This is a genomic window from Pseudosulfitobacter sp. SM2401 (assembly GCF_042932805.1).
In the GTDB taxonomy this organism is placed as follows: Bacteria; Pseudomonadota; Alphaproteobacteria; order Rhodobacterales; family Rhodobacteraceae; genus Ascidiaceihabitans.
In genome coordinates this window covers 1-12,685 of the sequence record NZ_CP170635.1, presented here as the reverse complement: position 1 = coordinate 12,685, position 12,685 = coordinate 1, and the positions used below count along the sequence as shown (strand labels likewise).

Below are 12,685 nucleotides of genomic sequence, written 5' to 3'. Positions count from 1 at the left end.
AGGGGGCGGCAGATGGACACACCACTGGTGAAGATGCGCGGCGTGACGAAACGCTTTGGCGGCGTGACAGCGCTAAAAGACGTGAACCTTGATGCCCACGCGGGCGAAGTGTTGGCGATTGTTGGCGACAACGGGGCAGGTAAATCGACACTGATCAAGGTGCTAACCGGGGTCTATCAACCCTCCGCCGGCGAGATTTTTATGGATGGCAAGCCGGTGGCGTTCAGCAACCATGCCGAAGCCATCAAGATGGGGATCGACGCGGTATACCAGACGCTCGCGCTGGCGGATCACCTTGATCCCGCAGCGAATATGTTTTTAGGCAATGAGCTGACGCGCAAGGTTTTTGGCATCACCATCCTCGACAACAAACGCATGCGCGCCGAAGCAGAACGCGTATTGATGGAGCGTTTGGGTGTGCAGCTCAAGTCAATGGACGCCCCCACAGACAGCCTGTCTGGTGGGCAGCGCCAAGCCGTCGCGATTGCACGCGCGGTCTATCACGAAGGTCTGCGCGTTTTGGTGATGGATGAGCCCACAGCGGCCCTTGGCCCTCAGGAAACTGCGCGTACATTGAAGCTGATTGAGGCGGTCAAAGCGCAAGGTTTGGCCGTCATTCTGATCAGCCACTCACTGGATGACGTCTTTCAGGTTGCGGACCGGGTCCATGTGCAACGGCGTGGGCAATGTGTCGGCGTGGTCAAAACCGCAGACAGCAATACACAAGAGGTGCTTGGCATGATTGTCGGTGCCACAGAGGAGGTCGCGTAATGGCTGCGTTAGATACGAACACACGGTCTATGTCCGAACGGTTAGAACCCTATGTGGCTATCATTGGCCCAATGGTCATGATCCTTGCCATTTTGGCGTTCATGGGGGTGGTGGAACCCGTGCGCTATTTCCGGGCCACAAACCTGAACCTGATCTTACTGGATGCCGCACTTTATATGCCGATGGCGATGGCCATGACGTTTGTGATTACACAACGCGGCATTGACCTGTCTATCGGGTCAATTGCCGCCTTGTCAGGCATCATCATGGCATTCCTGATCAAGCAATACGGGTTCTCGGTCTATGTCGCTGTGCCGATTGCGATTGCGCTGGGGGCGGTGATGGGTCTGATCAACGGGCTGATTATTACGCGATTCAACGTGCCTGATCTGATTGGCACGCTGGCGATGGATCTGGTTTATCGCGGCTTTGCTCTGGTACTTGCCAAGGGACTGGTTCTGGCGCGGTTCCCTGATTTCCTGACGGACATTGGGCGTGGTCAGATACCGGGTTTCGTGCCCATTCCTGTGCTGATTGGCACAGCCACGATGATCGCGGGCTATGTGCTGCTGACGCGCACCTATTTTGGTCGCTACACGATTGCAATCGGCTCTAACCCCGAAGCGGCAGAGCTGACGGGCATCTCGGTCAAGCGGCACAAAGTATACGCTTATGTTTTATGCGGGGCATGTGCCGCTTTGGCGGGTGTCATGCTGACCGGTAAATTGAATGCGATCCAAGCAACTTCGGCGCCCTATTTCAATCTGCATGTCATCGCCGCTGTCGTCGTGGGCGGCACATCCCTGTTTGGCGGACGCGCCGCAATTGTTGGTTCATTTACAGGCGTGTTGCTGCTGTCGATGATGATCAATGCGCTTGTCACCCTACGGATCGAATTCTTCTGGCAGTCGGTTGCATCCGGCGTCGTCATCATCAGCTCGGTCGCTCTTTACACATGGATGCAAAAGAAAGACCGCGACGGGGCGGGGGGCATCCTTGCGGGGCTCACCACACCTGATGGACAGAAAATGCTGCGCTTTTGTGCGGCTCTCATCGGCATTCTGATTGCGCTGTTTGCAATTGGATTGCTGTCGGCTGGAAACCCAAAAGCAAGCGGGTAACGGCCATCAAATGCGGGGTGGTCGGGTCAGGGGTGCATCCTGACACCGACCTGTGGCTCCGCACTCATTGCAAAGGGAGGAACCGCAATGAAGCTATTAATGACAACTGTTCTAATGACAAGTACCTTGCTGACAGGTGCTGCATCCGCGGACGGGCACGCACAGCTGCCCCTGAAAGAACTGCCCGGGATTGCAGATCGCGAACATTGGGTGCCGGGCGAAGTAAACGCGCCAGGCAAATTGGAAGCGTTGCAAGCCGTGGTCGGTGGTGAGGCTGTGCCGTTCACAGGCTCTATCGACAAACCAGTGCAGATTGCGCTGATTTATCCGTCTGCTGATACCTCAGACTTTTGGGCACGTAACTATCTGGCGATGACAAAACGGCTCGAGCAATTGGGCATTGCCTATGAGACAACCGAGTTTGCCAGCCGTCAGGTCGAGCATTCGTTGCAAGCAACCTACGCCAGCCAAGTGGATCAAGATGCGGACCTTTACGACTATGTCATCTTTGGCCCTTCCGAATTGGCGATCCAAGGTGACAACATCGAGAAACTGGCCGGGAATGACGGGTTCTCGACCTATGTTTGGGCCTTCCACACACCGCTGAAATATCTCAAGCAACAACCGGCCGTTTGGTTCGATTTTTCGTCCGCCGCTGGGGCGCTGACGATGTGTGATTACATGCTGGGACGTCTCGGCAACGATATCACAATGGCGATGAACCGCGGTATTCCAGGGATCACCGACAACCAACGTTCGGGCGATTTCAAAGCCTGTGTTGAGGAAAAGGGCAACTGGAACACCGTCTATGAGCACTACGGTGAGTATCAGACCGAAGGTGGGTTTGAAGGCACGTCGCTGATCATGCAGTCCTATCCAGAGGCCAAGATCATCCACAACGCCAACACGGCAATGGCCATGGGATCGGTTGAAGCACAACTTGCCATGGGTAAGGAAAAGGAGATCTTTTCAACCGGTTGGGGCGGTACTGGCCTTGAGCTGGAAGCGATCCGCCGCGGTGAGCTGGATGCGACACCCATGCGCATGGGCGACGATGTCGGTGCGGCAACAGCCGAAGCGATCAAAGCTGATCTGGAAAACCGTGGCGCAGACTTGCCGCTGGTGTTCTTGGGCCGCATCACAATTGCCCACGACCAGATGAGCGCGGACGAGCTGAACGCGCTGGAAACAGAAGCGTTCCGCTTTTCCGGTGTTGGTGCATTGAACCGCTAAGCTTGTAACCTGCGACACCTTGAGCCAAATTGTGAGCGTTCACAAAGGAAGGTTTGGGGTGTCGCAATTCGATAAGAAAAGTTCCGCAGTGACCATGCGAGACGTGGCGCGCGCCGCCGGGGTCTCTCGGATGACCGTGTCGCGCGCTTTGAAAAAGGACAGCCCTGTGTCCTCGGCGACCCGCTCGCATATTCTGCAAGTCGTGCGCGAAATGAACTATGTTCCCGACCAAATGGCTGGCAGCCTAACAACCAAAAAATCTGGTTTTGTGGCCGTGTTGGTGCCCTCATTGAACAATTTACACTTTGGCGAAACGGTACAGGCGTTGACCCAAGAACTCGAAGCGAACGGGTTGCAAATTTTGTTGGGCTATACTGATTATTCGATCGAACGCGAAGAGCAACTGATCGAAACGATGTTGCGCCGCCGCCCCGAGGCGATCGTGTTGTCCTATGACGGCCATACCGATCGCAGTTTGCAGCTTTTGAACAGTGCGCAAGTGCCTGTCATCGAATTGTGGGAGCGCCCCGAAGACCCGGTCGCCCACACTGTTGGTTTTTCCAATTCAGACGCGGCGGCGCAGATGACCAGCGCACTGATTGATCGCGGCTATCGCAACATCGCCTTTCTGGGCGAGGAGGATGACGATTGGACCCGTGGTGCTGCGCGCCGCGCTGGGTTTATCGCCGCTATGGAACAGGCCGGCCTGTCTGCGCATCGGTTGCTGATGGTCGGAAAGCCGCCGTTGTCCATCGAGGACGGCGCGGCTGCGGTCCCGCCGCTTTTGGCCCAATACCCGGATACTGATTGTATCTTTTGCGTCTCTGACTTGCCTGCCTTTGGTGCTTTGTCAGCACTGAGCGCGAGCGGGCACAAAGTGCCGGGCGAAATTGGCGTTGTCGGTTTTGGCAATTTTGAAGTGTCCCGCTTTGCTTCGCCGACGATCACGACAGTTGTTGTCGATCCAAAGGCCATCGGTTCTGCCACCGGCAAGATGATTGCGGAACTCTTGGCCAACACGCCATCGTCCGCGACAGGCACGCGTCAAATCAGTGTAGATGTTGATCTGAATTTTCGCGGCAGTACGAAATAATCTAATAATTGCGTATTTTCAGTGCGTTGGTCTTACGCATAAATTGCTTGTGTTACCGGTCACAATTGTTAATGTGACCGGTAACACAAGCGAGCGAGCGAATCCATGCCAACGATCCACCTTGAAAACCTCATCAAACGCTATGGCAACGTGCAGGTGCTGCACGGCATCGAGCTGGAGATGGCAGATAATGAATTTACCGTTCTGGTCGGCCCGTCGGGTTGCGGAAAATCCACCACTCTGCGGATGATTGCAGGGTTAGAGGACGTGACAGAGGGTGAGATTTATGTTGGCGGCAAGCCAATCAGCCATCTCGAACCCAAGGACCGGGATCTGGCAATGGTTTTTCAGGATTATGCGCTTTATCCGCACATGAATGTGGCCAAAAATATGTCGTTTGCTTTGCGATTGCAGAAACGACCACAGGCAGAGATCCACAAAAAGGTGCGGGATGTCGCCGAGACTCTTGGACTAACAGATTACCTGCACAGGAAGCCCGGGGAATTGTCAGGCGGCCAACGCCAGCGCGTTGCAATGGGCCGCGCGCTGACCCGTGATGCAGGTCTGTTTTTGTTTGATGAGCCGCTGTCAAATCTTGATGCAAAACTGCGTGGCCAAATGCGCGCCGAATTGGCCATGATGAGCCAGCGTGTTCAGAAAAACATGATCTACGTGACCCACGACCAGATCGAAGCAATGACACTCGCCGACCGGATCGTCGTGATGCACGGCGGCTATATCCAGCAGCAAGGCTCCCCCGAAGAGCTGTTCAAGCGTCCCGTCAACAAGTTCGTTGCGGGTTTTCTGGGCATGCCACCCATGAACTTTCTCGAGGGCGAAATTGTCGCGCGGGACATGGATGTTTTTGTTGAGGGGGACGGGTTCGCCGTCAAGCTGGACGGCGCAAAAGCCCAGACTGCGAAAGCACATTCCAGCAAGCAAATTACCATGGGCGTGCGGCCTTCTGATCTTGTCTATGACGCTGATGCAAGCAGCGGCGCCGCCTTGGAATTAAGGGTCATGGTTTCGGAATATGTCGGCGCGCAATCGGTTTTGCTGTGCCAGTGTGGCGCTGCCAAAGTGATGGTCGAGATGAATTCCGAAACACCTGTGGCTTTGGGTCAAACGCTCAAATTCGCGATCAACCCAGTTGGGGTACATCTGTTTGATCGCACAAGTGAAGTCGCACTCTAGCGACAAAAAATAATGCATAAGGGAGGAAACATGCATACATTTCTTAAATCATCCGCAGTTGGCCTGACGACCGCTGTGTTCATGGCAAGCACCGCCTTCGCGGGCCCTTATGACGTCTATGAAGGGACGACGTTGATCGTAAACTTCCCCGCACACCCGCACTACGACGCGGTCATGCAAATCCTGCCGGAATTCACGAAAGAAACCGGCATCGAGGTTGAAGTCGACCAACTGCCCTACCTCAAAATGCGCGAACGCCAAACGCTCGAACTGGCACAGGAAGAGGGCGATTATGACCTCATTGCCTATGTTGTGTTTTCAAAGGCGGATTATGTATACGCCGACCAGCTTGAAAACCTGGCTAAGTATTTCATGAACCCCAAGTTGGCAAACCCGGCGTATGATTCCGCTGATCTGATTGACGGTTACGTCTACAATATCGGCTTTGCTGGCGGCGATCGCGGGTATCTGTCCGGTGCTACAGGGTCGCTGTTCGGGATGCCTTATGGTTCCGAGACGTCCGTGCTGGGTTACCGCAAGGACATCTTTGAAAAGCACGGTCTTGAAGTGCCGCAAACCTACGACGAACTGCTTGCTCTGGCGTGCCAAATTCCTGAGCTTGAGCCGGGCATGGGCGGTTTGGCATCGCGCGCGGCTTCTGGTCATCACGCAGCGCATGCGTTCCTGTTGCATCTCAACCCATTGGGCGGTGCGATCTTTGACGAAAACTGGGAACCGGTTGTGAACAATGCCGCAGGCGTCAAAGCCGCCGAAGCGTTGAAAACCATTGTGGATTGTGGTGCCGAAGGATCTGTGAACTTTGGCTTTGGTGAAGCGTTGGGGTCTTTCCTGAATGGCGATACAGCCATGTTCCTAGATACCACAATCGTGGCCGGTCAGGTCGACAACCCAAACAAAAGCCAGGTTGTGGGCAAGGTCGGGTGGGCATTGCACCCGATGGGCACTAAGCGCGCCAGCCAAACAGGTGGTTTTGGCATCGGCATTCCGGCCAATGCTGAAAACAAGGACGCGGCGTTCCTCTTGATGCAGTGGCTTACCTCCAAAGAGGGTGACAAGCTGGTCGCGATGGCAGGCGGCAACCCTTCGCGGTTCTCGACCCACGCGGATGCGGATGTGAACGCCAAGTTCCCGCACATGGCCACTTTTGGTGAAGCGCTTCAGCACGCCGATCCTGACTGGCGCCCGATCATCCCCGTCTGGGGCAAGATCAACGCCGATTTGGGCACAACATTGTCCAAAGTCCTAACTGAAGATCTTGATGTTCAAGACGCTCTCGATGGCGTTGCAGCCCGCGCACGCGTGGTGATGGACGAAGCAGGCTACTACACTTGGAACGACTGAACCTCGTGTCAAAATAATGCTGTGCGGGGCCTTGCGCCTTGCACAGCACCCTCGTCCCTCTCTGGAAAGAAAGCCCCGTCATGTCACGTGCACTGGCAAATCGTTTAACGCCCTACATGTTTATGGCACCCGCTGTCGTTATCATGGCCATGGCCCTGATTTACCCTTTGGGGTATATGATTTGGGGCAGCTTCCGGGACTGGAATCCAAGCCAATCCATTGGCGAGGCAGAGTTTGTTGGCCTAAAGAACTACGTTACTCTTTGGAACGATCCGAATTTTCACGAGAGCCTTGGCGTCACCCTCAAGTTCGCTTTCTTCGTTGTGTCCTTCGAAATGATCATCGGCGTTGGCCTCGCCCTACTGCTTGATCGCAACATTCGTGGCATGTCCGTTTTGCGCACGTTGTTTATCCTGCCAATGATGATTGCCCCTGTCGTGGTTGGCCTGATGTGGCGCTATATGTACCACCCGACAGTTGGCACGTTTAACCGTTTTCTGGACGATTGGGGCCTGCCCAAAATCGACTGGCTCGGGCAACACGCGCTGGGGTCCATCATTATTGCCGACATTTGGCAGTGGACGCCTTTCATCTTTATTCTGTCACTGGCCGCATTGCAGTCCTTGCCGGGTTCCGCGCTTGAGGCTGCAAAAATTGACGGCGCAACGTCTTGGCAGCAGATCGTTCACATCAAGATACCGCTGATGATGCCGGTGCTGATCGTGACCTGCCTGTTGCGTTTGATTGATGCCTTCAAAGTGCTTGAGGTGATCCTTGTGATGACCCAAGGCGGGCCCGGACTGTCGACTGAAATTCTGGCCTTGCGTATCTCGCGGACAGCCACTGAATTCCGCGAACTTGGGGTGGCTGCGGCAATGTCCAACTACCTTTTGCTGCTGCTGCTTACGCTGACTGTCGGCATGTTCTTGTTCACACGCCTGCAAGAGGCCCGTGCGGCCCGCATCCGCGCAATCATTGATGAGGACGCATAAGATGAGCACCAAATACGAAAAGCAGAACCCGGCCTTTTATGTGCTGATCGCAATTCTGGTGCTTATGTCGATTGGGCCGGTGCTGCTGATGCTGGTCAATTCTTTTAAGCTGGACGTGGACATCCTCAGCGGCACGTCCGGTCTACTGTTCCTGCCAACCATCCAAAACTATGAAACTGCTTTGTGTGACGTGTTGTGGTACGAACCTGACCACCTCGACTTTTGCCAACTCAAGTTTGGTGGCGCCTTTGTCAATTCACTGATTATCGCGTTGGTTTCTACTGCGCTGACATTGGTGATCGGGTGTATGGCGGCCTATGCACTTGTGCGGTTCCGGTTCATGGGGCGCGATACCGTGTCACTGACCACGTTGATGGTGCGTATGGTGCCACCTGCGGTGCTTTTGGTGCCGGTGTTTGGTCTGTGGAACAACGAATTCTGCCTCGACAAAGACGGGTTGATCGGCGGGCTGATCCGCGATTCCTTTGGCGGGCGGGGCGATGTTTGCCTTGCAGGCACCCATTCGGGGATCATTCTGATCTACGTTGCGATGAACCTGCCGTTTGTGATCTGGATCCTGCAAAGTTTCATCGTGCAAGTCCCGCGTTCACTTGAAGAAGCAGCCCGTGTCGACGGGGCAGGGCCGTTTCAAGTCTTTTTCAAGATCGTATTACCGCTCATCAAGCCCGGCCTTGCCGCCGCCGCGATCTTTACCTTTCGCATTGCGTGGAACGAATATTTGCTGGCTTCTGCGCTGTCGGATCGTGACACAAAGACTGTGCCGATCCTGATCGTGAACAACATGTCCGAATTCAATGTCGAGTGGGGTGTGATCATGGCGACGGGGATGTTGCTGGCCATTCCTCCGATCATCTTTACGCTTTTTGCCTCGCGGCAGATCATCACGGGTATGACTGCTGGGGCGGTCAAAGGTTAATGTGGGAATGGCTACTCTCTCCTGTTGATGCCAGCCGCGCACATGATGTGGGGTGGGCCGTGTCATGGCATGCCCGCGCGATGGTGATGGGGTGGGGCGTCTTGGCACCTTCAGCTGTGTTGATCGCCCGTTTTTTCAAAGTCATGCCGGGGCAGAAATGGCCTGAGCAACTTGACAACAAAGTCTGGTGGCGCAGTCATTGGATGGGGCAATCGGTTGTATTCATGCTTACTTTGCTGGGGTTGGCCCTGGTCTGGCCCCCAAGTTGGCAGGATTTGGATTTGCACCGCATCTTGGGGTACTGTGTGCTGCTTGGGCTGCTGTTTCAAACACTGCTTGGCATCGCACGCGGCTCAAAAGGGGGCCCGACAGAAACCACGCCTGATGGCTCCTTGCGCGGTGACCATTACGACATGACCCCCCGACGCATTGTGTTTGAGCGGGTCCACAAGACATTTGGATACCTTTTGCTGATACTTGCAGCGGCCACAATTGTCGTTGGCTTGTGGGACGTGAACGGCCCCCGTTGGATGTGGCTTGCCCTTGCGTTCTGGTGGGTGTTTTATGCCTGTACTTTCGCAGCGTTACAGCGTCGTGGTATGGCGGTAGACACATACCAGGCCATTTGGGGCGCGGACCCCGCGCACCCTGGAAACCAACAGGCGGTTTCAAATTGGTGGCAACACACCACAAGGAGAAGATGATGTTTGGCGTGATCGAAGGAACAGGTTTCGAGGTGTTGGAACCTTCATTCAACGACTGCATCATCGGTCATGCACGGGTTGAGCGGTTGTGGACCGGCGCGCGCTGGTCAGAGGGGCCGGTGTGGTTTGCAGCAGGTCGCTATCTGCTGTGGTCCGACATTCCCAATAACCGCATCATGCGCTTTGATGAAACAGACGGATCGGTGTCCGAATTCCGCGCGCCGTCAAACAACAGCAACGGCCACGCGGTAGACCGGCAGGGCCGGTTGATCAGCTGCGAGCATTTGACCCGGCGTGTGACACGCACCGAACATGACGGGTCAGTCACCGTTCTTGCCGATAAATATGACGGCAAGCGGTTGAATTCTCCGAATGATGTTGCGGTCAAAAGTGATGGGTCAATTTGGTTCACGGACCCGTCTTATGGCATCATGATGGACTATGAAGGGATGCGTGCAGAAAGCGAGATCGATGCCTGCCACGTCTACCGGATTGACCCACAAACCCGTGCCGTCACAATTGTGGCCGATGACTATGTCAAACCAAACGGCTTGGCCTTTTCGCCTGATGAAAGCCTGCTTTATATTGCGGACACAGGCGTTACACACACGCCGGGCGGCCCTGCGCATATTCGGCGTCACACTGTTGGTGCAGACGGTGCTCTGAGCGGCGGCGAGGTGCTTGCCGAGTGCAGCGAAGGTGTCTTTGACGGTTTCCGCGTAGATACCGACGGGCGCATTTGGACCTCGGCGGCGGACGGCGTGCACTGCCTATCCGCAGACGGCACACTGATTGGCAAAATCCGTATTCCCGAACTCGTCGCCAATGTCTGTTTCGGCGGGCCAAAACTGAACCGCTTGTTCATTTGCGGGACAACCTCGCTTTATGCCGTTTATTTGAACGTTAACGGTATTTCGCCAATTTGAACCCCACCTCAGGAGGCCCAAAAAGATGAAGTACGTCATTGAAACACTTGAATTGACCCATACTGCTGTTCTTGAGATGCTGAATGCGGCGATCATAGCTGCCGAGTCTATGGATCAACCTCAATGCATTGTAATTGTTGATAAAAGTGGCGAGACACTTGCCAGTTTTAGAATGACAGGGGCCAAATACCTGAGCATGTTAAGTGCGCGGACCAAAGCCCGCACTGCCGCCTCTATCCGGGGCGACAGCAGCGCGATCCCTGCAGAGGTCGCACCTCTGATAGCAGCGGCGACCCAAGATCAGGTGACCGGCTTAGGGGGCGGCCTGCCGATCTTTGTCAACGGTGTGCTGGTCGGCGGGATCGGGGTTGGATCTGGAAGCGCGGATCAGGACATCGCCGTCGCCAAAGCCGCCATTGCCATGTTGGATTCGAAATGCAACAGCGCGCCGTTGCGTTGAAGCAAGCCAGCGGTCGTCGCTGACAACACCTTGGTGCGCCAGTTTGAAGAGAGAACGCCTGATCGTGTCTGGGTGACTGACATCACTTACATCAGAACCCATGAGGGATGGTCATACTTGGCGGTGGTCATTAATCTGTTTTCCAGGCACGTCATCGGCTGGTCGATACAATCTCGTTTGACAACCGACCTTGCGTTGCAAACTCCACAAACGCTCTCACGCTTGCGCTCAGATTACGGTGTCGTGGATAGTAGAGGCACAAGCCGGGGTAAGCTGGTGTCCAATCATTAAGGGCTTGGACCAATGTGCCATTGGCCAAGTCGCTTTCAGCAACACACGTCACGGCCATGTCCAAAACCTAAGCCCGCGCGATCTGCACGCACGATTTGATCTGAACCGTCAAAGGTCATCGTCGTGCCAAATTTGTTCCCATGAAAGGCCATGTTTACGAGGGAAGTACCTTCAATGGTGACTTTGGTTTTATCGGCCTTCCTCAGTTCGAATTTTTTTTCCCACGGTACGCGCCCTTGGATCGTGGACACCGGCGCATAGGTCGTTTGATGGCTCACACCATCCACCCTATGATTGCTCTGGGCTACAACTACCCCTGGCGCGGAACGATGTGGACCTTGGGTGATAGCGGCCGGCCTGTCTAGAAGAGCGCCACAGCCTACTCTTACGCATCTCAAAAAGGTGTGAGCGATACGTGAACCGCGACTACTATTGCTTTTCAGGGTAGGGTGATTGACCCATTTCCGCCAACATGTTTTCTCTGAAGACCTCGGCAGGTGTTTTCCATCCCAAGCATTTGCGCGGTGTATTGTTGAGCTGGTCGCTGATCACCTTGATGTCTTTGTCTGTCATCAATCTGATGTCACGTTTGCGGGGTAACCCCCTTCGCGCCCTGCGATTGGTGTTCTCGACTGTTGCTTTTTGCCACGGTGAGGAAGGGTCGCAGAACCAAGTTAGTGTACCGATTTTAGCCTGCAGTTGGGGCCAGCTGACGAACTTGCTACCACGGTCAAATGTGATCGATCTGCGAGCGATATGAGGCAGGTCTGTCCCCGCGTCTGTTCAAACAGCATTAAATCACCTTCCCAGTGGCCAAACTGGCGACGGTGGGCGACATCGTCTGGCCTGAACAGAATGCTGACATCTCGATCAAACTTGGATTTCTGGCGTTTGCGGGCACGGCGAGGAGTGCGGTTCTTTCGATGCAAGGGCAGGTACCACCAAAGCTCCTGTGCCATGCCTTCTTTTGAGTAGATGTGTCGATAGATCGTTTCCTGGCAAACTCGTTGTTTGACCCCGTCATAGATCATTCGATTGCCGATCTGTTCGGGCGTCCAGCCAACCTTGAGATGGCCCACAATGCGCTGGCACAACTCAGGATACCGGATCAGCTTGCGCTGCGTTGAGCGCCGTCGTTGCGTGCGCTGATGCGCAGCCATTCCAAAGTACCCGGCGTATTTCTTGGGCAAAGAGTCATCCGCCCAGAAATTGCGCTTGATCTCGCGAAAGATCGTCGACTTGTGACGCTTCAAAGCCCGCGCCATCTCGGCGACAGACACCTTTGCATGCCACCCCAGTCTTCAATTCTGCGTCGTTCTTGCATGCTCAGTTGCGTATAAACGGCTCCCATGCGATGTTCCTCCTATTAGATAAACCATTGTTTTCTAATAGGAACCGCACTTCAAAGTAGCGCGCACCGGTTACATATCAAACTACGCATAATTGTTGTTATGCTAATAAATTTAATATGATCTAACCACCCGCTGATCCAGACTGTTTGTAATGTATCAAAATTGCGAAAACGGGCGTTCACTGTCGAGTTAAGCGACGGCGCTGGGTCATCTTGTTCAAGACAGTTACGCGTAGTTTCGAGCGCCACA

14 protein-coding genes and 2 pseudogenes are annotated in these 12,685 nt (G+C 54.7%); 12 read left to right on the top strand and 4 right to left on the bottom strand.

Annotated elements, in window-relative coordinates:
- The first annotated feature begins 12 nt into the window (after positions 1-12).
- From ACFIO0_RS21150 to ACFIO0_RS21095, 12 genes and pseudogenes are all read left to right on the top strand, one after another.
- Entirely contained in the window at positions 13-771 is a 759-nt protein-coding gene (locus ACFIO0_RS21150) for an ATP-binding cassette domain-containing protein (RefSeq protein WP_390915496.1), read from the top strand.
- A complete protein-coding gene (locus tag ACFIO0_RS21145; protein WP_390915495.1) occupies positions 771-1,892 on the top strand; it encodes an ABC transporter permease in 1,122 nt (373 codons plus the stop codon). The genes ACFIO0_RS21150 and ACFIO0_RS21145 overlap by 1 nt, the downstream gene beginning before the upstream one ends.
- 99 nt (positions 1,893-1,991) lie before the next feature.
- Positions 1,992-3,125 (top strand): substrate-binding domain-containing protein, encoded by a 1,134-nt coding sequence (locus ACFIO0_RS21140; RefSeq protein ID WP_390915494.1) that lies wholly within the window; start codon positions 1,992-1,994, stop codon positions 3,123-3,125.
- 58 nt (positions 3,126-3,183) lie between these two features.
- Entirely contained in the window at positions 3,184-4,218 is a 1,035-nt protein-coding gene (locus ACFIO0_RS21135) for a substrate-binding domain-containing protein (RefSeq protein WP_390915493.1), read from the top strand.
- Between the two features lie 105 nt (positions 4,219-4,323).
- A complete protein-coding gene (locus tag ACFIO0_RS21130) occupies positions 4,324-5,412 on the top strand; it encodes a sn-glycerol-3-phosphate ABC transporter ATP-binding protein UgpC (RefSeq protein WP_390915492.1) in 1,089 nt (362 codons plus the stop codon).
- A 30-nt stretch (positions 5,413-5,442) separates the two neighbouring features.
- On the top strand, positions 5,443-6,774 hold the full coding sequence (locus ACFIO0_RS21125) for an extracellular solute-binding protein (RefSeq protein WP_390915491.1): 1,332 nt from the start codon (positions 5,443-5,445) through the stop codon (positions 6,772-6,774).
- Between the two features lie 80 nt (positions 6,775-6,854).
- A complete protein-coding gene (locus ACFIO0_RS21120) occupies positions 6,855-7,766 on the top strand; it encodes an ABC transporter permease subunit (RefSeq protein ID WP_390915490.1) in 912 nt (303 codons plus the stop codon).
- A 1-nt stretch (position 7,767) separates the two neighbouring features.
- Complete coding sequence (locus ACFIO0_RS21115; RefSeq protein WP_390915489.1) at positions 7,768-8,703, top strand: ABC transporter permease subunit; 936 nt, start codon at positions 7,768-7,770, stop codon at positions 8,701-8,703.
- Complete coding sequence (locus ACFIO0_RS21110; RefSeq protein ID WP_390915488.1) at positions 8,703-9,407, top strand: cytochrome b561 domain-containing protein; 705 nt, start codon at positions 8,703-8,705, stop codon at positions 9,405-9,407. The genes ACFIO0_RS21115 and ACFIO0_RS21110 overlap by 1 nt, the downstream gene beginning before the upstream one ends.
- Positions 9,407-10,333: an SMP-30/gluconolactonase/LRE family protein gene (locus tag ACFIO0_RS21105; RefSeq protein WP_390915487.1), complete on the top strand. Its 927-nt coding sequence runs from the start codon at positions 9,407-9,409 to the stop codon at positions 10,331-10,333. The genes ACFIO0_RS21110 and ACFIO0_RS21105 overlap by 1 nt, the downstream gene beginning before the upstream one ends.
- Before the next feature lie 25 nt (positions 10,334-10,358).
- Positions 10,359-10,793, top strand: coding sequence for a heme-binding protein (locus tag ACFIO0_RS21100; protein WP_390915486.1), 435 nt, complete (start codon positions 10,359-10,361; stop codon positions 10,791-10,793).
- Between the two features lie 3 nt (positions 10,794-10,796).
- Positions 10,797-10,997: pseudogene (locus tag ACFIO0_RS21095) on the top strand (DDE-type integrase/transposase/recombinase); the annotation flags it as partial.
- Here the strand turns inward: ACFIO0_RS21095 and ACFIO0_RS21090 are convergent.
- The 4 genes and pseudogenes from ACFIO0_RS21090 to ACFIO0_RS21075 all read right to left on the bottom strand — a co-directional run.
- Positions 10,945-11,142, bottom strand: a complete 198-nt coding sequence (locus ACFIO0_RS21090) for a LysR substrate-binding domain-containing protein (protein WP_390915485.1) — start codon at positions 11,140-11,142, stop codon at positions 10,945-10,947. The pseudogene ACFIO0_RS21095 and the gene ACFIO0_RS21090 sit on opposite strands and share 53 nt — an antisense overlap.
- Complete coding sequence (locus ACFIO0_RS21085) at positions 11,120-11,362, bottom strand: hypothetical protein (protein ID WP_390915484.1); 243 nt, start codon at positions 11,360-11,362, stop codon at positions 11,120-11,122. Before ACFIO0_RS21085 ends, ACFIO0_RS21090 begins: the two co-directional genes overlap by 23 nt.
- A 151-nt stretch (positions 11,363-11,513) precedes the next feature.
- Positions 11,514-11,657: an integrase gene (locus ACFIO0_RS21080; RefSeq protein ID WP_390915531.1), complete on the bottom strand. Its 144-nt coding sequence runs from the start codon at positions 11,655-11,657 to the stop codon at positions 11,514-11,516.
- 3 nt (positions 11,658-11,660) lie between these two features.
- Positions 11,661-12,349 (bottom strand): annotated as a pseudogene (locus ACFIO0_RS21075) (IS30 family transposase); the annotation flags it as partial.
- Between the last annotated feature and the right edge of the window lie 336 nt (positions 12,350-12,685).